At 70.7% G+C, this 19,012-nt stretch carries 17 protein-coding genes; 4 read left to right on the forward strand and 13 right to left on the reverse strand.

Annotated elements, in window-relative coordinates; all coding sequences use genetic code 11:
- Window positions 1–7: 7 nt before the first annotated feature.
- The 3 genes from hrpB to TSH58p_RS14140 all read right to left on the reverse strand — a co-directional run bounded on the left by hrpB (window position 8) and on the right by TSH58p_RS14140 (window position 5,756).
- A complete protein-coding gene (hrpB, locus tag TSH58p_RS14130; protein WP_109068085.1) occupies window positions 8–2,560 on the reverse strand; it encodes an ATP-dependent helicase HrpB in 2,553 nt (850 codons plus the stop codon).
- Between the two features lie 99 nt (window positions 2,561–2,659).
- Window positions 2,660–3,976 carry an AAA-associated domain-containing protein gene (locus tag TSH58p_RS14135; protein ID WP_109068086.1) on the reverse strand — a complete coding sequence of 439 codons (1,317 nt, stop codon included), beginning with the start codon at window positions 3,974–3,976 and terminating at the stop codon, window positions 2,660–2,662.
- Window positions 3,977–3,989: 13 nt separating this feature from the next.
- Entirely contained in the window at window positions 3,990–5,756 is a 1,767-nt protein-coding gene (locus tag TSH58p_RS14140) for an ABC transporter permease subunit (RefSeq protein ID WP_109068087.1), read from the reverse strand.
- A gap of 699 nt (window positions 5,757–6,455) precedes the next feature.
- Here TSH58p_RS14140 and TSH58p_RS14145 point away from each other — a divergent pair.
- A complete protein-coding gene (locus TSH58p_RS14145) occupies window positions 6,456–6,926 on the forward strand; it encodes a ferritin family protein (RefSeq protein WP_109068088.1) in 471 nt (156 codons plus the stop codon).
- Between the two features lie 59 nt (window positions 6,927–6,985).
- Here the strand turns inward: TSH58p_RS14145 and TSH58p_RS14150 are convergent, their stop codons facing one another.
- The 4 genes from TSH58p_RS14150 to TSH58p_RS14165 form a co-directional block, all read right to left on the reverse strand.
- Window positions 6,986–7,198: a hypothetical protein gene (locus TSH58p_RS14150; RefSeq protein WP_014241290.1), complete on the reverse strand. Its 213-nt coding sequence runs from the start codon at window positions 7,196–7,198 to the stop codon at window positions 6,986–6,988.
- A gap of 139 nt (window positions 7,199–7,337) precedes the next feature.
- Window positions 7,338–8,600 carry a PP2C family protein-serine/threonine phosphatase gene (locus TSH58p_RS14155; protein WP_109068089.1) on the reverse strand — a complete coding sequence of 421 codons (1,263 nt, stop codon included), beginning with the start codon at window positions 8,598–8,600 and terminating at the stop codon, window positions 7,338–7,340.
- Window positions 8,601–8,619: 19 nt separating this feature from the next.
- Window positions 8,620–8,937, reverse strand: a complete 318-nt coding sequence (locus tag TSH58p_RS14160) for an STAS domain-containing protein (protein ID WP_236778167.1) — start codon at window positions 8,935–8,937, stop codon at window positions 8,620–8,622.
- Window positions 8,938–9,098: 161 nt separating this feature from the next.
- On the reverse strand, window positions 9,099–10,085 hold the full coding sequence (locus tag TSH58p_RS14165) for a hypothetical protein (RefSeq protein ID WP_109068090.1): 987 nt from the start codon (window positions 10,083–10,085) through the stop codon (window positions 9,099–9,101).
- Window positions 10,086–10,299: 214 nt separating this feature from the next.
- On the opposite strand from TSH58p_RS14165, the gene TSH58p_RS14170 reads away from it, so the two are divergent.
- Window positions 10,300–10,716 (forward strand): HRDC domain-containing protein, encoded by a 417-nt coding sequence (locus TSH58p_RS14170; protein ID WP_109068091.1) that lies wholly within the window; start codon window positions 10,300–10,302, stop codon window positions 10,714–10,716.
- A gap of 364 nt (window positions 10,717–11,080) precedes the next feature.
- Here TSH58p_RS14170 and TSH58p_RS14175 read toward each other — a convergent pair whose 3' ends face one another.
- From TSH58p_RS14175 to TSH58p_RS14185, 3 genes are all read right to left on the reverse strand, one after another.
- The gene (locus tag TSH58p_RS14175; protein ID WP_109068092.1) at window positions 11,081–11,509 is read right to left on the reverse strand and encodes an NfeD family protein; all 429 of its coding nucleotides are present in this window, start codon (window positions 11,507–11,509) and stop codon (window positions 11,081–11,083) included.
- A 45-nt stretch (window positions 11,510–11,554) separates the two neighbouring features.
- Window positions 11,555–12,607, reverse strand: a complete 1,053-nt coding sequence (locus tag TSH58p_RS14180) for an SPFH domain-containing protein (protein ID WP_109068093.1) — start codon at window positions 12,605–12,607, stop codon at window positions 11,555–11,557.
- Window positions 12,608–12,676: 69 nt separating this feature from the next.
- Complete coding sequence (locus TSH58p_RS14185; protein ID WP_109068094.1) at window positions 12,677–13,789, reverse strand: AI-2E family transporter; 1,113 nt, start codon at window positions 13,787–13,789, stop codon at window positions 12,677–12,679.
- 127 nt (window positions 13,790–13,916) lie between these two features.
- Here TSH58p_RS14185 and TSH58p_RS14190 point away from each other — a divergent pair, with 127 nt between their 5' ends.
- On the forward strand, window positions 13,917–14,450 hold the full coding sequence (locus TSH58p_RS14190) for a CreA family protein (protein WP_109068095.1): 534 nt from the start codon (window positions 13,917–13,919) through the stop codon (window positions 14,448–14,450).
- 316 nt (window positions 14,451–14,766) lie between these two features.
- Here the strand turns inward: TSH58p_RS14190 and TSH58p_RS14200 are convergent, their stop codons facing one another.
- Both TSH58p_RS14200 and TSH58p_RS14205 read right to left on the reverse strand, forming a co-directional pair.
- The gene (locus TSH58p_RS14200) at window positions 14,767–15,828 is read right to left on the reverse strand and encodes an AbrB family transcriptional regulator (protein WP_109068097.1); all 1,062 of its coding nucleotides are present in this window, start codon (window positions 15,826–15,828) and stop codon (window positions 14,767–14,769) included.
- Between the two features lie 19 nt (window positions 15,829–15,847).
- Window positions 15,848–16,798: a succinylglutamate desuccinylase/aspartoacylase family protein gene (locus TSH58p_RS14205; RefSeq protein WP_247873825.1), complete on the reverse strand. Its 951-nt coding sequence runs from the start codon at window positions 16,796–16,798 to the stop codon at window positions 15,848–15,850.
- Window positions 16,799–17,054: 256 nt separating this feature from the next.
- Here TSH58p_RS14205 and TSH58p_RS14210 point away from each other — a divergent pair, with 256 nt between their 5' ends.
- Complete coding sequence (locus tag TSH58p_RS14210) at window positions 17,055–17,921, forward strand: N-formylglutamate amidohydrolase (protein ID WP_109068099.1); 867 nt, start codon at window positions 17,055–17,057, stop codon at window positions 17,919–17,921.
- Between the two features lie 17 nt (window positions 17,922–17,938).
- Here TSH58p_RS14210 and TSH58p_RS14215 read toward each other — a convergent pair whose 3' ends face one another.
- The gene (locus TSH58p_RS14215; RefSeq protein WP_109068100.1) at window positions 17,939–18,793 is read right to left on the reverse strand and encodes an NAD kinase; all 855 of its coding nucleotides are present in this window, start codon (window positions 18,791–18,793) and stop codon (window positions 17,939–17,941) included.
- Window positions 18,794–19,012: the final 219 nt, after the last annotated feature.

The raw sequence follows: 19,012 nt of genomic DNA on the forward strand, positions 1-19,012 counted from the left end.
CTTTCCGTTATCGTCCGCGTGGTTTCGCCCGCGCCGTGGGCTCGGCCTCCAGCGGGTTGTCGGGCCAATAGTGCTTGGGATACTGACCCTTGAGGTCCGCCTTCACCGCCTTGTAGGCGTTGGCCCAGAAGCTGGCGAGGTCGCGCGTCACCTGCACCGGGCGGCGGGCCGGGGACAGCAGGTGCAGCAGCAGCGGCACCCGCCCGCCGGCGATGCGCGGCGTCTCGGCCAGCCCAAACATCTCCTGCAGCCGCACGGCCAGCACCGGCTCGTCCCCACTGTAGTCGATGGGAACGCGGGAGCCGCTGGGCACCTCGACATGGGTCGGCGCCTCCTTGTCCAGCCGCTGCTGCATCGCCCAGGGCAGAAGCCCGCGCAGCGCGTTGCCCAACTCCACCCGCTCCAGATGGGCGCGGCGCGACGCGCCGTTCAGGAAGGGCGCCAGCCACTCCTCCATCGTCTCCAGCAGGGCGGCGTCGGACACGTCCGGCCATTCCTCCCCCTCCCGGCGGCGCAGGAAGAGGACGCGCGTCTGCCACTTGCGCAGCTCGTCGGTCCAGGGCAGGGCGGTCAGTCCCATCTCCCGGATGCCCTCCAGCATGGCTGCGGCGATGGCCTCGGCGGGCGGGTTGGGCAGGCGCTTGTCCTCCAGCGCCAGGGCGAACAGCATGCGGCGGCGGCGGGCCAGCACCGTCTGCTCCCGCCCGTCCCAGGCGACCACGGTCTCGCTGCGGATGTGCTCGGCGAAGGCCTCCTCCAGCTCGGCCAGGGAGAGCGGGGCGGCGAGGAAGATGCGCGACTCGCGGGCCGCCCCGTCCAGATCGGCGACGGCCAGCCAGTCCTCGGCGCTCAGCGGCTCGGCGTCCTGGAAATAGGCGCCGCGCCCGTTGGACAGCCGGTATTGCGCGGCGGCTCCGCCCGCACTGCCTCCGGGGCGGCGCTGGCCGATGCGGTCGGGATAGGCCAGGGCGACCAGCAGGCCGGTGGAGCCGAGATCGCCACCGCCTCCCTTCACGCCCAGCTGCCGTTTCCAGTTGCGGGCCTGCTTCAACGCCTGCTGGGCGCCGCCGCGCTCCACGGTCAGGCCGCGCCCGGCGCCGCGCACCCGGCCGTCATCATCAAGCCCGCGCAGCAGTTCCACGCGCAGCCGCAGGTCGGCGTCGCGGAAACCGGGCTGGGCGCGGACGATGTCGCGCTCGCCGAGCAGGGCGGCGACCTCGCAGGCCAGCGCCCCCAGCCCCATCGCCTTGCCCTTCAGCATCATGTGGGCCAGCCGGGGGTGCACGCCGAAGCCTGCCATGCGGCGGCCGTGGGCGGTGATGCCGCCGTCGGCGTCCAGCGCCCCCAGCTCCCTCAGCAGCTCCCGCGCCTGGGCCATGGCGGCGGCGGGCGGCGGGTCGAGCCAGGCGAGCGACGACGGGTCGGACACGCCCCACACCGCCAGCTCCAGCGCCAGCGGTGCGAGGTCGGCGTCCATGATCTCCGGCGGGGTGAAGGGGGCCAGCGCCTTGTGCGACGGCTCCGGCCACAGGCGGTAGCAGACTCCAGGCTCCAGACGGCCGGCGCGGCCCCGCCGCTGCTCCGCCGAGGCCTGGGAGACCTTGGCGGTGACCAGCCGCGTCATGCCGCTGCGCGGGTCGAAGCGGGGAACGCGCATCAGCCCGCCGTCCACCACGATGCGGATGCCCTCGATGGTCAGGCTGGTCTCGGCGATGGGGGTGGCCAGCACGATCTTGCGCGTGCCCGGCGGGCTGGGGGCGATGGCGCGGTCCTGGGCGTCCGCCGTCAGGTCGCCGTAGAGCGGGGCGATCACCGTGCCGGGGCCGAGGTCCGCGGACTCCAGAAGGCTCTGCACCCGCCGGATCTCCCCCGCGCCGGGCAGGAAGACCAGCGCGTTGCCGCTTTCCTCGCGCAGGGCGCGGCGGACGGCGGCGGCCACGGCGTCCTCGACGCGGGTCCCGCCGCTGGTGCTGGTGGCGGGGGCGTCGAGATGGCGGGTCTCCACCGGGAAGGCGCGGCCCTCGCTGGTCACCATCGGGGCGTCGCCCAGCAGGGCGGCGACCGGCGCGCCGTCCAGCGTCGCCGACATCACCACCAGCCGCAGGTCGTCGCGCAGCGCGCCGCGCGCCTCCTGCACCAGGGCGAGCGCCAGGTCGCTGTCGATGCCGCGCTCGTGGAACTCGTCGAACAGCACGGCGCCGACCGCCGGCAACTCGGGGTCCTCCTGGAGCTGGCGCAGGAACAGGCCGTCGGTCACCACCTCGATCCGCGTCCTCGGCCCGACCTTCGTGTCCATCCGGACGCGGTAGCCGACCGTCTCGCCGACGCTTTCCCCCAGCATCGCGGCCATGCGGCGGGCGGCGGCGCGGGCGGCCAGCCGCCGCGGCTCCAGCACGATCACCTTGCGCCCGGCCAGCCAGGGCCGGTCGAGCAGGGCCAGCGGCACGCGGGTGGTCTTGCCGGCCCCCGGCGGCGCCTGGAGCACCGCCACGCCGCGCCCGTCCAGCGCGGCCAGCAGCTCGGGAAGCACGGGATCGATGGGAAGGGGCGGGATGTTCATGGACTCTGTGACGTGGTGGGCGACTGGCGGAGAAGGGCGCCGCCCGTGTTCCTGGCAGCGGCGGGCGCCCCGGTCAAGCCTTCCGCCGGGACGCCCCGGCTATTCGGCTTCCTCCCGGCGGAAGACCCCGGCCTCGCGGTCGTGGGTGAACAGCTCGGCGTAGCGGGCCCAGCCGGTCACGGCGTTCAGCGTCTCCTCGGCGTAGCCCTCGCTCATGAAGGCCTCCAACTCGCGGGCGAAGGGGGCGTAGGGGGCGCGGTGGTCGGCGCGCTCCGACAGGGCCGCGTGGATGTGCGCGGCGAGCGGCACGAAATGGACCAGATGCTCGGCGAACAGGGCTTTGCGGTCGCCCATCCCGGCCTCGGCGAACAGGCGGCCGGGTTCGGTCAGCCGGATGTCGCCCTCCGCCACCTCGGCGAAGCCCAGCATCTGGAGCGTCTCGGCGATGGGGAAGAGGTCGTCGATCTCGTGCCGCAGGGTCGCCGCGAGGTGCGGCAGGTCCGCCTTGCCGTGGTAGGGCGGGGCGGCCAGCGTCTCCATCAGGCCGGCCAGCCGGTTGGTCGAGACCTGCTGGAGCGGCTCGGCATAGACCGGCCGCTGGCGCCCGGTCGTCGCCACCGTTGTTGTTGCCGGAGCGCTCAGCGGCTTGCGCGCGGTCATCCGGCCGTAGATGTCGTCGACCAGGTCGCGGAAGTCCGGGGCCAGCCGGTTGCGCGGGTGCGGGATGTCCACCCGGATCTCCGCCGCGACGCGGCCCGGGTTGGAGGCGAAGACCAGGATGCGGTCGCACATCAGCACCGCCTCCTCGATGTTGTGGGTCACCATCAGGATCGACCGGGTCGGCAGCTTGCGCTCCATCCACAGGTCGAGCAGGTCGGTGCGCAGCGTCTCCGCCGTCAGCACGTCGAGCGCCGAGAAGGGCTCGTCCATCAGCAGGATTTCCGGGTGGACGACCAGCGCGCGGGCGAAGCCGACGCGCTGGCGCATCCCGCCGGACAGCTCCTTGGGGTAGGCGTTCTCGAAGCCCGACAGCCCGATCTGGTCGATGGCCTCCTCGGCGCGCGCCGCCGCTTCGTCTCCCGGAACGCGGAGCGCCTTCAGCCCGGCCAGCACATTCTCCTCGACGGTCATCCAGGGGAACAGCGCGAAGGACTGGAACACCATCGCCACGCCGTCGGTCGGCCCGGACACCGGCGCGCCGTGGTGCAGGACCTTGCCGGAGGTCGGCGGCGCCAGCCCGGCGACGATGCGCAGCAGCGTGGACTTTCCCGAGCCGGAGCGGCCGAGCAGCCCGACGATCTCGCCGTCGCGCAGCGTCAGGTCCACGCCGTCGAGCACGACATACGGCTGGCCGGATGCCTTGCGGTAGGCCTGCCGGACGCCGCGGAGTTCGAAGAGGGGGGAATGCTGCGTCATGATACGGCCTCCGTCAGGCAAGGCGCAGGCGGCGTTCGGCGTAGCCGTAGAGCGGGCGCCAGAGCAGCCGGTTGAGCAGGGTGACGAACAGGGACATCACGGCGATGCCGAGCACGATGCGCGGGTAGTCGCCCGCGGCGGTCGCCTGGGCGATGTGGCTGCCCAGCCCGTGCGCGGTGACCTCCGCGTCGCCCCAGCGCACCGCCTCGGCGACGATGCTGGCGTTCCACGAGCCGCCCGCCGCGGTCACCGCACCGGTCAGGTAGTAGGGGAAGACGCCGGGCAGCATGACGTCGCGCCACCACTGCCAGCCGCGGATCCGGAAGCTCGACGCGGCCTCCTTCAAATCGTTGGGAAAGGCGGAGGTTCCGGCGATGACGTTGAACAGGATGTACCACTGGGTGCCCAGGATCATCAGCGGGCTGAGCCAGACGTCCGGATTCAGGTCGAAGCGCAGGATGGTGACGACGGCGACCGGGAACAGCAGGTTGGCCGGGAAGGCCGCCAGGAACTGGGCCACCGGCTGGACCGCCTCGGCGAGGCGCGGGCGCAGCCCGATCAGCACGCCGAGCGGCACCCAGACGAGCGACGCGATGGCGATCAGCACCACGACCCGCAGCAGCGTCGCCGCCCCGAGCAGCAGCGCGGTCCCGACGTCGCTCCAGCCGGCGCCGCGCGCGATGAACGCCACCAACGTCCAGCCCAGGGCCAGCGCCGCCGCGGCGACGGCCGCGTACCACGCCCGATCGAGCGCCCGGTCGAGCGCGGGGGAGGACGGGCCGGCGATCCGGCGCGTCAGGGCGGCGGGCAGTGTGGAAGCCAGGGCGGAGAGGGGCGACAGGCGCAGCCACGCCAGCCGGCCGAGCAGCGCCTGGACCGGCGTGAGCAGAGCCCGGCAGAAGCGGGTGCGCTGGAACAGCCGCAGCACCCAGGACCCCGGCGCCTCCTGCGCGCCGGTCTGCTCGACGCGGAACTTGTCGGCCCAGGCGACCAGCGGGCGGAACAGGAGTTGGTCGTAGAGCAGGATGACCGCCAGCATCGCCAGCACCGCCCAGCCGACCGCGCCGAGATCCTTGCGCGCGATGGCCTCGGCCAGATAGGAGCCGATGCCGGGCAGCGTGACGGTGCGGTCGCCGACGGTGATCGCCTCCGACGCGACGACGAAGAACCAGCCGCCGGACATCGACATCATCATGTTCCAGACCAGCCCCGGCATAGCGAAGGGCGCCTCCAGCCGCCAGAAGCGCTGCCAGCCGGAGAAGCGGAAGCTGGTGGCCGCCTCCTCCAGGTCGCGCGGCACCGACCGCAGCGACTGGTGGACGCTGAAGGTCATGTTCCAGGCCTGGCTGGTGAAGATGGCGAAGACCGCCGCGCATTCGGCCCCCAGCACGCTGCCGGGGAACAGCGACAGGAAGAAGGCCACCGTGAAGGAGATGTAGCCGAGCACCGGCACTGACTGGAGCACGTCCAGCACGGGGATCAGCACCATCCCGGCCCGGCGGCTCTTGGCCGCCAGCGTGGCGTAGGCGAAGGTGAAGAGCAGCGAGGCCGCCATCGCCGCCAGCATGCGCAGCGTCGAGCGCAGCGCGTAGTCCGGCAGGTGCCAGGGGTCGAGCGAGACGGTGGGTGTGTCGAGGCTCGCCAGCGGGGCGCCCATCTGGTGACCGCCGACGGCGGCCAGCGCGAGAAGGCCGACGACCAGCGGCAGGGCCAGGAGATCCCAGCGGTTGGGCGTTGCCGCCGCCGCCTTCACGGAAACGCTTGTCTGGGTCCAGACCATGGCCCCTCCATCCTGCGGCCGGATCGGAGTCCGGTCGCCTTCGGCATGCGCAATCGGCGTGTGCAGGCACCCGGCGCCGGTCGGCGTCGGGCGGACGTCACGGGTGGAGGAGGGTGGTCAGCCCGGTGTGGGCGTCGACGGCCGCCAAGCGTGGCGCGCGCCGCGGAGTGCGGGCGCGCGGAGCGGCATCAGAATGGTGACAAAAGGATTCCCCATGGTTCACCTGTGCGGCTGTCGGCGTCACGGCCGGCCGTGGCGAACCTGCGAAAGGGTCAGCCCAGGATCGGCGGAGAACCGGAAATATGTCGGGATCGACGACTGTGGCTGTCCATCTCTTGCTTTCTCGGCGCGGGACCGGACCACGCGTCCGGACGCCCGCCAATCATGCGGTGACGTTGTCGCTCATCTACTCCTGCGTCCGGAACCGGTCAAGCGCGCGGCGGCGTTTCTTGGCGATCATTGCAGAGGTTTCATGTTCGCCGCCCTCCGGTGCCCAAAGGAAAACACAACAGGCCATTTTAACTCTCTCGCCAGAGGGGCGAGGGAACTTCCGAACGGAGGTTAGGGAGGCGGGACACATGGGCGCGGCAAAGTGCCGCAGAAGCCCGCAATCGGCCGGCGATCCGAGAAGCTTTCGCAACAAGACGTTATGGTTCAAATAACCACAATCCATTTGTGACTTAACGATCCCGGGACCCGATGGCCAACATTCACGACCCCGCCCTGTTCCTCGCCCACGCCTGCGCGCTGGAGGAGGACGCCGCCAACCGTTTCGCCGATCTGTCGGAGGCCATGAAGACCTACGGCAACGCGGACGTCGCGGCCTTCTTCGCCAAGATGGCCGAGTTCTCGCGCCTGCATCTGGCCGACGCCCGCAAGCGCTCCGGCTTCCGCGACGTGCCGGCGCTCTCCCCGGACGACTTCCAGTGGCCGGACGGCGAAAGCCCCGAAGCGGCCTCCATGGAAGGCTCGCACTATCTGATGACGGTGGATTACGCGCTGGATCTGGCGCTCGACAGCGAGAAGCGCGGCCACGCCTTCTACGCCGATGTGGCCGCCACCACCACGGACCCGGAGGTCCGCATGATGGCCGAGGAATTCGCCTCCGAAGAGGCGGAGCATGTGGCGGAGCTGGAGCGCTGGATCGAGCGCTTCCCCAAGAAGGGGTAAGGGCCGTTTCCCGCGGTTCCCGCCCTTGCGGGAACCGCGGGAAGGGCGAAGAACGCGCCTTACTTGGACAGGTCGGCGTAGTCGTACTCGTACTTCTTGTCCGCCGGCTTGAAGGTCTTGAAGGCGGCGATGACGTCGTCAACCGACACGCCCGCCGGCACGTTGAGAATCTCGTACACGACCGAGCTGCCGCTGGTCGGGCCAACGTCGGCGTTGCGGTGAGCCTGGGAAATCAGGCCCTCGCCGGCCTTCTTGATCATGATCGAAGCCATATCCGTTCCGTCTCCTGTTACACGTCGCCCGACGCAGAAATATCCATAACTCGAATAAGGGTATGGGGCCAATGGATAAATTGCCGACACGCTCCGCGTGAGCCCCTCTCCCGGGACGGGAGAGGGATAAGACCGCGCGTCAGCGGCGGGTGATCCAGAGGGCGGTCACGTCGTCGTGCAGCCGTTCGCCATGGGCCGCGGCGTGGCGGGTCATCAGGGCGGGCAGGGGGCGGTCGGGGGCGTCCGCCACCGCGCGCTCGGCCAGACGGAGCAGGCCGTCCTCGCCCAGCATGGCGCCCTCGGCGTTCCTGGCCTCGCTCAGCCCGTCGGAATAGAGGAACAGGCCGTCGCCGCGCCGCAGCGGCACACGGCGGTTGGTGTAGGCCGAGTCCGGGAAGGCGCCGAGGAGCGGGCCGGAGGCGTCCAGCGGCTGGAAGCCATCGCCGTTCGCCAGGAGGGGGCTGGGCGACGCGGCGGCGGCGTAGAGCAGCGTGTCGTCGGCGCGGTCGATCACCCCGTAGAAGGCGGTGGCGAACTGGCCCAGCGGCAGGATCTCGCACAGCCGCAGGTTCAGCTGACGCAGCAGGCGGGCGGGGTCGCGCACCTCCTCCGGCGGGGTGCGGGTGAGCAGCGTGTGCAGGCGGAAGGCGTTGATCGCCGCGGCGATGCCGTGGCCCGACAGGTCGGCGGCGAAGACCCCGACGCACGTTCCGTCGAACTCGAAGGCCGTCCAGAAATCGCCGCCGATCTCGTCCGACGCGCGGAAGACCGGGTCCACCGTCAGCCCGTTCCGCTCGGCGAGGGCGGCCAGCTCGGCCGGTTCCGGCACCAGGGCGAGCTGCATGGCGCGGGCCTGCCGCAGATCGCGCTCCACCCGCTCGTGGAAGGCGCGCAGCTCCTGCACCATCGACCGGCGCTCCAGGTGGTAGCGCACGCGGGCGATGCATTCGCCGGGGTTGATCGGCTTGGCGATCAGGTCGGTCGCCCCGGCGCTGAAGCACACCGTCCTCATCTGGTCGGAGTGCAGGGCGCTCTGCATCAGGATCGGCAGGTCGCGCCAGCGCGGGTCGCCGCGCAGGCTGCGGCAGACGCCGATGCCGTCCATCCGCGGCATGGCCGCGTCGAGCAGCAGCAGGTCGGGCGCGAAGCTCTCCAGCCGCTCCATCACCTCCTCCGCCGAGGAGGCGAAGGCGACCTGGGTGATGCCGGCCCATTGCAGGAAGCGGGTCAGCGTCTTGCGGTTGAAGGCGCTGTCGTCGGCGATCAGCACCCGGCAGCCGCCGAGCGGGATGCCCAGTTCCATCCCGTAGACCGACGCGCCGGCGCCAAGGCGGGCGGGGCGGGGCGAAGCGGCGTCGCCCTCCGTTCCGGGCGGCACCGCCATGGCGCGTAGGTGGCCCATCGCGTCCGTTCCAGCCGCGTCAGTCGGCGATGTTGAACATGGTGTGGAACTTGGCGATCGTGATCAGGCGCCGCACCTCGTCGCGGGCGCCGCGGATCGCGAAGTCCAGATTGCGCCGCTGCGCCGTGTCGCGGGCGATGATGAACATGCCGAGGCCGGAGGAGTCGACGAAGTCGAGCCGCGACAGGTCGAACACCACACGGTGCCCCGCCGGACGCTCGAAGGTGGCGATGACGTCGCGGAACGTGTCGTGGTCGGCAAAGGTCATGCGCCCGCTCAGCACGATCTCGGTGCTGGCCGGGGCCTCGCGGACGGAGAAATCCATGGCGGCGCTCATCTGTGGTTCACCCGTGGCCGAAGAGAGGCGCATCCCTCCGCCGGTGCGCTTGATGGGCGGTGGGCCCGGCGGGGACGCGGGCGCATTCTAGGGCGCCGGGAATTGCACTTTGATGACGCTGCCGTGTCAGCGCCGCGTTATCCGGCCGGGACGGGCGGACTTTATTGCAGCGCGGCCTCTTCCACCCTTGGATGCGACAGATGTTCGGCGATTCCGCCGGCCAGCCATGCCGAGTAGGCATCGCGGCCCTCCGGCGCGAGCATGCCGCTGCGGCAGAAGGCCGTCGTTTTGCGCGCCGAGTCGGGGAAGCGCCACAGCGGCAGGTCCGCCTGCCCGCTCAGCCGGTCGAGCGCCGCCGGGCGGTAGCCGTTGCCCGCGCCGTACAGCCGCTCCTCCACCGCCGCCGGGCGGGGCGGAAGCAGCAGGGCGATCCCGGCCCCGGCGGCGCGCGCCTGATCGACGAAGCGGCGCACCCGCTCGAAGGCCGGCGAGTCGTCGTTCATCCGGACGGCGGCGTTGCGGGCTTCCACCCAGCGGTCGGCCCGGCGGTTGGCGGCGGTATCGGTCCAGCCCTGCGGGCCGACGGCGTGGCACGGCTTGGCGTATTGCAGGGCGCTCTGGTCGGGCAGGTAGGAGCGGCCGAGCATCGCCACCTCGGTCAGGTGCGAGCCGTAGCGACGCAGGCCGGTAAAGTCGCTGCGCTCCGCGAACAGCAGGTCCACGTCCAGAAGGACCAGCGCCGGCTTCAGCTTCAGCACGTCGCCCAGCAGCGGTTCGAAGTCCTCGATGCGGGCGTGGTCATGGACGATGCGCAGGAAATGCAGGCTCTCCACCCCGTGCTTCGCCGCCAGCGCGGCCATGCCCGGCTCGTCCAGGGTGGCGTGGCGCAGCGCCGAGTCGCCCAGCGCCACCACCACGACGGGGGAGAGGTCCCGCGCCGCCCGCTCCGCCGTGGCGGCGATGCGGTTGCCGTTGTACCAGGCGAAGGGCCGGTCATGCAGGCTGTAGCCGGTCCAGAAGGCCCCCGCCGTCCCGGCCGCGAACAGGGCGGGGATCACCGCCAGCAGGGTGATCCACAGCCACCGCGGCTTCGCTCGCGGCCCGGTCCGCTTATCGTGGTGCTTTCGCGGTTCGACAGGCCCGGTCATGGTCCCTCTGCTCCTCCCAGCGGTGCGCCCGGCGCTGCGCCCGGCAGTGTGCGGCGTCCTGTGACACAAACGCTTCGGGAGGGAGCGGGGTCCCGCGCCCCGCCGTGTTTTCCTATGACGAAGGGGGCATCCGTCCGGATCGTGCCGGAGTAGCCGGGTACGGCCAATTTCGTGTAGTCTTGCGCGAACGGCGAGGCACGCATCGAGGCACAGGATGAGCACCGAAATCCGCACCTTCACGATCCCCGACGCGAGCGCGGACGAGGCCCAGGGGCAACTCTCCTCTTTCCTGCGCACGGTCGAGGTGCAGCGCATCGACACCGCTTACGCCGACAGCGGCTGGCGTGTTCTCGTCCTCTACAAGGACCTGAAGCGCAAGGAGGAATCCCTCCAGATCGAGGCCGCGATCAACGCCGCCCTCAACGGTTGGCGGGACCGCAAGGCGACCGGCGAGGGGCTGTCGCGCGACGCCGTCCTGCCGGACGAACTGGTGCCGGAAATCGCCCGCTTCGCCCCCACGACGGAGCGCGAGCTGTCCATCATCGTCGGCGCGCGCGACCTCGACGTCAGCCATTACGGCGGAGAGATCGTGCAGGTCGTCCGGGCGACCTTGGACGAGCTGATCGACTGACGAAGCTTCTCTGCGGAAGAGCATAGGCCGACGGGCCTAAAGGCCCTTCTCGCTGTGCCGAAAGAGAAGCCGGACCCGCCGTAAGCCCGATTCCAGACGCGTCCACGCTGTGCCAGCATACCCTCGTAGTTTGCGGCAATGCAGCATGGCGGGGGCCATGGACGGGACATCCGGATCGAGAAGCGGCGCTCCCGATTACCGCGCGATGGCGCGGGAACTGGAAGCCTTCAGCCGTCAGGCGGCGGAGCGCGCGGCGGCCACCGGCGACGGCAGCATGGACGCCCTGGCGCAGCGGCTGGGGCGTCACGCCGAACAGATCCGGCACGATCTCGCCGAAGCCCCGACGCGCCGGTTCGGCTGGCGTCTAGGCCTTCTCCACCTTCAGCAGAGTGCCCTCGGCGCCGACGACGCGGACGCGGGTGCCGGCGGGGAGGTCGGGCCCCTCGACGGTCCAAAGCCCGTCTCCGATCTGCGCCCGGCCCCGCCCGTTGACGATGGGGCCGTCCAGCGTGTGCAGCGTCCCGATATATTGCGCCGTCCGGCGGTTCAGATGCGGCGTGTGCGTCGTATGCGCTGACCTGCGGGACAGGAAGCGGGTTCCCACCAGCGCGGCGATGGCCAGCAGGGCGAACAGCAGACCCTGATGCTCCCACGGCAGGGACGGCCAGACCAGCAGCACGAAGCCGACCAGCGCGGCGGCCCCGCCCAGCCAGAGGAAGGCCGCCCCCGGCGCCACCGTTTCCAGCGCGCCCAGCAGCACGGCCAGAACCCACCAGTGCCAGAATTCGATCATCGCGCCTCCGCCTTCGGAATTTCGCTCAATTCTACGACTCCGGCCCTACGATTCCGGCGGCGCCGGCGCATCGCGCCTGTTCGGCTCCTCGCGATTCCAGGGGCCGCGCGGCGCCGGCGGCGGCGCGGCGGCAGGTCCGCCTGATGCCGGCTGGTTCGGGGGGCGGTTCGGGAAGGCTTCGCGGGCGATCTCCGCGATGCCGCCGATGGCGCCGATCACGTTGGCAGCCTCCAGCGGCATGAACAGCACCTTCTGGTTCGGGGCCGCGGCCACAGCGGTCAAAGCGTCGACGTAGCGCTGGGCGACGAAATAGTTGATGGCCTGGGCGCTGCCTCCGGCGATGGCGTCGGAGACCAGCCGGGTCGCCTCGGCCTCGGCCTGGGCGGAGCGTTCGCGGGCCTCGGCGTCGCGGAAGGCGGCCTCGCGCCGGCCCTCGGCCTGGAGGATGGCGGCCTGCTTGGCGCCCTCCGCCCGCAGGATCGCCGCCTGGCGCTGGCCCTCCGCCTCCAGGATGGAGGCGCGGCGGTCGCGCTCCGCCTTCATCTGGCGGGCCATGCTGTCCACGAGGTCGCGCGGCGGCTGGATGTCGCGGATCTCGATGCGGGTCACCTTGACGCCCCAGGGGCTGGTCGCCTCGTCCACCACGCCGAGCAGGCGGGCGTTGATCTGGTCGCGCTGCGACAGCAGCTCGTCCAGGTCCATCGAGCCCATGACCGTGCGGGTGTTGGTCATGGTCAGGTTCAGGATCGCCAGTTGCAGGTTGTTGACCTCGTAGGAGGCCTTGGCGGCGTCGATCACCTGGAAGAAGACAACGCCGTCCGCGGTGACCATGGCGTTGTCGCGGGTGATGACCTCCTGCGAGGGCACGTCGAGCACCGTCTCCATCATGCTCTGCTTGCGCCCGATCCGGTCGATCAGCGGCAGCAGCAGGTGCAGGCCCGGCTGGAGCGTGCGGGTGTAGCGGCCGAACCGTTCCACCGTCCATTCCTGGCCCTGTGCCACGGTCCGCACGCCGAGCAGAACCAGCGCCAGCGCGAAGATCAGAAGCGCGATGACGAAGAGCGTCAAGCCGCTGACCACCATCACCCCACCTCCCATCCGGTCGTTTCCTCCCTCGGACCATGCCACGCCCGCACCGCTCCGGCCAGAGCTTCAGCGGCCGGAGCGTCAGCCCAGCAGGGCGCCGATCGGCTTCAGCGGCTCGTGCGCGTCAAACAGGATCTTCAGGATGGCCAGGATCGGCACCGCCAGCAGCGCGCCGGGGATGCCCCACATCCAGCCCCAGAACAGGATGGACACGAACACCCCGATGGGATTCAGCGCCAGCCGCCGCCCGACGATCATCGGGGTCAGGAAGTTGCCCTCGACCATCGTCAGCGCCACGAAGGTCAGCGGCGGCCCGAAGATGTGCAACCCCCCGTCGAAGGTCAGCGCCGACACCAGGAACAGCACCGCCGTCATCACCGCCGGCCCGATGAAGGGGACGTAGTTGATCAGCCCGGCGAGCGTTCCCCACAGCGCCGCGTTGGGCACCCCCCACAGCCACATCGCCAGCGCCGTCGCGAGGCCGAGCCCGATGTTGATGACCGTGATGGTCGCCAGATAGGCGGCGATGTTCTGCTGCACCGTGGCGGCGACCATGGCGTAATGCACGCGGTCGTCGACGTCGCGCATCGTGCCGATCAGCGCCTCCAGGCTCTGCCGCCCGCGGGCCAGGAAGAAATAGAGCAGCACCTGGAGGATCACCACGTTGGCGATCACCGCCTCCGCCTGATGCAGCACCTGCTCGGCCAGCGACGGGCCGCGCACCACCACCTCCCGCGCGGCACCGTTGCGGTCGGAGGCCATCTGCTCGATCTGGCGGGAGGCCTCGCGGGCACGGTCGATCCCCTCGCGGATGTCGCCCAGCTTGAACTCCAGCTCATGGACCACGCGGGGCATCCGGTTGACCCACTCGGTGGCCGGGGTCGCCAGCGCGTAGATGGTCCCAAGCCCGGCGCCGAACACCGTGATCACCACCACCGCCGCGCCCAGCGCCTCCGGCAGGCCGAGCCGGTAGAGGCCGCGCACGCAGGGCCGCAGCAGGAGGCTGAGGATCAGCGCCAGCATGATCGGCAGCAGCACGTCGCGCCCGAAATACAGCGTGAACAGCAGCGCGATGACGAACAGCCCCACCACCGCCACCCGCACCGGGTCGCGGGGGTTCCGGGCCGGGGGCAGGGGCTCGGTCACCGGCTCCGGCGGCGTGGTCAGGGGCGGATCGATCGTGCGGTCGCTCATCGGGGGCAGGCACTCCGGGATAGGCGGGCCGGGGGGCGCTTGACGGCGCCGGACCCCCGCCCGATTTAGGGGTATTCCAGGACCGCGCCCACGCGGCCCCGCTTCGCGATGACCGGAGTTCCACGAGATGCGCAGCCCGTTCCCTTCGATAAACATCCGCCGCGGCCTGATGGTCCTGGCGCTATCCGTGCTGCCACCGATGGCCGCGTCCACCGCTGCTTTGGCCGAGGACCTCGTCGTCGGGCGCTTCTCCAACGACTGGACCGGCAACGGGCTTCAGGTGCAGGCGATCGAGGACCCGAAGGTGAAGGGCATCACCTGCCATCTGGTGGATTTCGACCGCAGCGTGCTCGACCGGCTGACCAAGGGGAACTGGTTCGAGGACCCGTCCAACGCCTCCATCTCCTGCCGGCGCACCGGGCCGCTGGTGATCGGCGACATCGAGCTGTCGCAGAAGGGCGAGGAGGTCTTCTCCGAGCGCAAGAGCCTCGTCTTCAAGTCCATCGCCATCCGACGCATCTACGATCGGGTGAACGACACGCTCATCTACGTCGTCTACAGCCGGCAGGTGAAGGACGCCTCGGCGAAGATGGCCATCTCCAGCGTGCCGCTGATCGACACGAACCCCCAGTGGGAAAAGGGTAAGCCTGCCGTGAAATGATCGGATGGCTTGCATTCGGGCGGGTGCGGCGCCATCATCAGGCTTGGGAGGCAGGGGAGTCGACCCCCCGCCTCCCGGCCCGATCACTGCCGGTTCAGAAGATCAAGGATCGCCTTGACGATCTGGAGCAGCAGGATCAGGAGACCGAGGATTTCCTTCATCCTCCGAGCCTCGTTGAGCGGCGGGGTGGTGGCGCTCCACCACCCGTCTGCGCCTCCGCCTCGCACGGGGCGCGGGATGGACGCAACGGAAAATCCACACATGCGTGTGCGGCGGATTGGCCGCCGGGATTGACCACCGGTCCGGTGGCGACTCGTCAGGTCTTGCCGCGGCGGGACCGCCATTTGCGCCACAGCAGATAAAAGCCGGGCGCCAGCGTCACGATCAGGATGATGCGCACCATGTGGTGGGTGGCGACCAGCGCCACGTCGATGTTCAACGCCAGCGCGACCAGCGTCATCTCCGCCAGCCCGCCCGGCGCGAAGGCGAGGATCAGCGCGGCGAGGCCCAGCCCCGTGGCCTCGTCCACCATCCAGGCCGCCGCCGTGGTGACCAGCAGCATCAGCCCGGTGAGGCCCAGCGCGGTCAGCCCGTCGCGCCCGATGCGACGGATGTTCAGCCCGGTGAAGCGGCAGCCCAGAGACGCCCCGATCACCACCTGGGCGGCGGCGACCAGCACGCCCGGCGGCTTGCCCTCGGTCAGGCCGGCGAGGTGGATCGCGGCGGACAGCAGCATCGGCCCGACGATCTGGGCGGCGGGGATGCGCAGCAGCTTCGCCAGGGGATAGCCCAGGGCGCAGGCGGACAGCAGCGCCACGTCCAGCGGGGCGTGCGAAAGCAGGGGCGGGCCGAGCGCGCCGCGCCGCGCCGGGTCGTAGAGGCCCAGCGCCTGGAAGGCGAAGGGGATGACCAGCACCACCAGCATCACCCGCAGCGCGTGGGACAGCGCCATGGTCCGGCTGTCGCCGCCCATCTGGGTGCCGACCATCACCATCTCGTTCAGCCCGCCGGGGGTGGCGGTGAAGAAGGCGGTCGGCGGGTCCAGCCGGCCCGCGCGGCGCAGATACTGCACCCCCAGCGTGGTCGCCAGCACGAGATAGACGGTCAGCGCGCCCAGCGACAGGCTCCATTCGCCGAGCCGCCCCAGGATGTCCGGGGTGAAGCCGCTGCCCAGCATCACGCCGAGGATCATGATCATGGCGTTGCGCAGCGGCTTCGGCACATGCAGCGCGACACCGGCCATGGCGGCGACCGTGGTGGCGGTCATGGCGCCGATCATCCAGGCCAGCGGCAGATGGAAATAGCTGAACAGCGCGCCCCCGGCCGTCCCCAGCGCGAGGGCGAGCGCGAAGGGCCGAAACCCCGGTCCGATGGTCATGCCGTGTATTGAGTTCGGTTCAAGGAACGATCCGCCCCAGCCGGACGGCGGTCTGCCCGGACTTGGGGCGCCGCGCCGGCATGATCAGCACGCAGTCGTCGTAGGGCGTCACGATCGGGCGGTCGCCGTCGCGGCCCAGGACCGTTCCGGCGCGGGGAATGATCTCCATGCCCACATAAGGCTCGTCGAAGAAGAACTCGTCGGTCTCCGCGGTCACCGCCTCGGTCACTTCGACGGTGCGCAGCGGATCGGCGTGGCGGCGGATGTGGCGGTCGGCCAGCGACGGGTCGATCATCTCCTGGGCGAGCAGGAAACGCATGGCGCTTTCCAGGGCGACCAGCGCCGTCTCATTCCGCCAGTGCTGGCCGCATTCGACCAGGATGGCGGTGCGCCGCCCCTCCGCCTCGGCGAAGTCCGCGTAGTCGATCACCCGCCGCCCCGCCGCGTGCCCCTCGTCCGCGACGATCCAGGCCGGGTAACCGAGCCGGCGGGCCAGCGCGCGGGCGCGGTCGGTCCGTCCGCACAGAGTCAGGGGCGGGGTGTCCGCCGTCATGGAATGCAGGTCGAGAATCACGTCCGCCGCGTCGAACACGGGGCGGAGCTGCCGGGCGCGGCGCAGTTCCACGCTGTCGCGCGGGCCGTCCAGCACGTCCGGCGACCAGACGCGGTTCATGTCCTCGTCGACGAAGCGGGAGGCGTAGGGCCGCTCGGCGTCGAAGCCGTGATAGGCGGCGGTGTTGGCGAAGACCAGCGTCAGCCGCCCGCGGGTGGGGCGGACGCCCATCCGGAAAAGCCGGTCCATCGCCACCGCCCCGCCGATCTCGTTGCCGTGGATCAGCGCGACAATCACGGCGTGCGGGCCGGAGCGCCCGGACTCCAGCGTCGTGACATGGTCGATGCCGGTGTTGCCACGGCGGTAGGGGCCGATGTCCGGCGGCGTCAATTCGATCGGTGGCAGGGATTCGGTCAAGCGGATCTCGCCTTTGCGGGTCTGGCCGGTGCCGGGCGCTTTCGCCGAACGGTCAGTATGGCGGAGAGTCCGGCGGTGCGCCAGCCCCGCCATTTCCCCGCTTCATCGTGTCCTTTGCCTTACCGGTGTATGACGGTTTTTGGTCGACGGGCACCCGGCCATCGTCTATACCCGAATCCATCCGCCGCAGCGTCCTGCTATGCCTTCCGGGCAGGTGCCGCGGTTGGTCGGCGCAGTTGGTACACCGGGGTCAGCCATGAGTTTCGTGATCGAGGACGTGCTCGTCCGCAACGATCCGATCGTCCCGCGCCTGCCGGTGTTCTTCGATTCACCGCACAGCGGCACCGTCTACCCGCGCGACTTCGCCTTCGTCTGCCCGCTGTCGACCCTGCGGCAGGCCGAGGACACCCATGTGGACGAGCTGTTCGCCCACGCGCCGGAGCATGGCGCCACTCTGCTCTGCGCCCTCTTCCCGCGCACCTACATCGACGCGAACCGGGCCATCGACGACATCGACCCGGCGCTTCTCGACGGGCGCTGGCCCGAACCGCTGCGGCCGACGGAGAAGAGCGCCGCCGGGATGGGGCTGATCCGCACGCTGTGCCGTCCGGGGATGCCGCTCTACGACGGGCGGCTGTCGGTCGCCGAGGTGGCGGAGCGCATCGACCGCTACTACCGGCCCTATCATTTCCAGGTCGCCAGCGTGATCGACGATCTGGCTGCCCGGTTCGGCGCCGTCTGGCACATCGACTGCCATTCGATGCCCTCCGCGGTCGGGCCGGGAGCGGCGCACAAGCTGGGCATGGATTTCGTGCTGGGCGACCGCGACGGCACCACCTGCGAGCCGGGCTTCACCGCCCTGGTCGAAGAGGTGCTGACCGGGCTCGGCTACAAGGTCACGCGGAACCATCCCTTCAAGGGGGTCGAGCTGGTGTCCCGCCATTCCAACCCGGCGCGGGGCCGCCATTCCCTTCAGCTCGAAATCAACCGCCGCCTCTACATGAACGAGGAGACGCTGGAGCGCAACGAGGGCTTCGCCCGGCTCCAGGCCGACCTGACCACGCTGACCCGCCGCATCTGCGCCCACGCGCAGGCCGGCACCGTGCGCCGTGCCGCCGAGTAACCGACGGTCGGCGCGGGTTACGGCGAGAACTGCTCCTTCAGAATCCGCTCCTCGAAATTCAGCTCCGGATCGAACAGCAGGGTCAGCGCGACGTCGCGCGCCTCCTCCACGTCGACACGGATGACCTCGCGCACTTCGGTCGAATCGGCCACGGCGCTGACCGGGCGCTTGACCTCCTCCAGGATGTCCACGGTGATCTTGGAGCTGTGGGGCAGCAGCGCGCCACGCCAGCGCCGCGGCCGGAAGGAGCTGATGGGGGTCAGCGCCAGCACCCCGGCCCCCAGCGGGATGATCGGGCCGTGGGCCGACAGGTTGTAGGCGGTGCTGCCGGCGGGGGTGGCGACCAGCACGCCGTCGCAGATCAGTTCCGGCAGCCGGACGACTCCGTCCACGGTGATGCGCAGCTTCGAAGCCTGCCGCGTCTCGCGCAGCATCGACACCTCGTTGATGCCCAGCGCCTCCACCTGCTCGCCGTTGCAGCGGGTGGCCCTCATGCGCAGGGGGTGCAGCTTGACGCTCTGGGCGCTGGCCAGCCGCTCGGCCAGCTCGTCCTCGCGGAAGACGTTCAGCAGGAAGCCGACCGATCCCCGGTTCATGCCATAGACCGGCGGCGGGTTCTGCCCGTCGCGCTTCAGCGCGCGGTGCAGCGTCTCCAGCAGGAAACCGTCGCCGCCCAGCGCCACCACGACGTCGGCGTCCTCCAGCGGCGCGTTGCCGTAGCGGTGGACCAGCCGGGTGCGCGCCCGCATCGCCTCTTCCGTGTTCGCCGCGCAGAAGGCGATGCGGAGGTCGGCGGGCTTGCGGGCCGAGGAATCGGGCGCCAGCGGGTCCAGGGTCGGATCGGCGGGCAGCTTGGCGGCGGTTTCGGTCATGTCACGGGGACCATAGCGCAGAGTGCCCGGTTGCAGAAGGCCGCTTCGGTCGACGGGTGGGGCGGTTGCACTTCATGTTCCCTCTCCCCTCCGGGGAGAGGGGCAGGGTGAGGGGGATGAGCTTTTGCCGAACGCACCACCACGTGCAACCCCCTCACCCTCCCCACGCCTGCGGCGTGGGTTTCCTCCCTCTCCCCAGAGGGGCGAGGGCGTTCGGCG

The sequence above is a fragment of the Azospirillum sp. TSH58 genome, from assembly GCF_003119115.1.
In the GTDB taxonomy this organism is placed as follows: Bacteria; Pseudomonadota; Alphaproteobacteria; order Azospirillales; family Azospirillaceae; genus Azospirillum.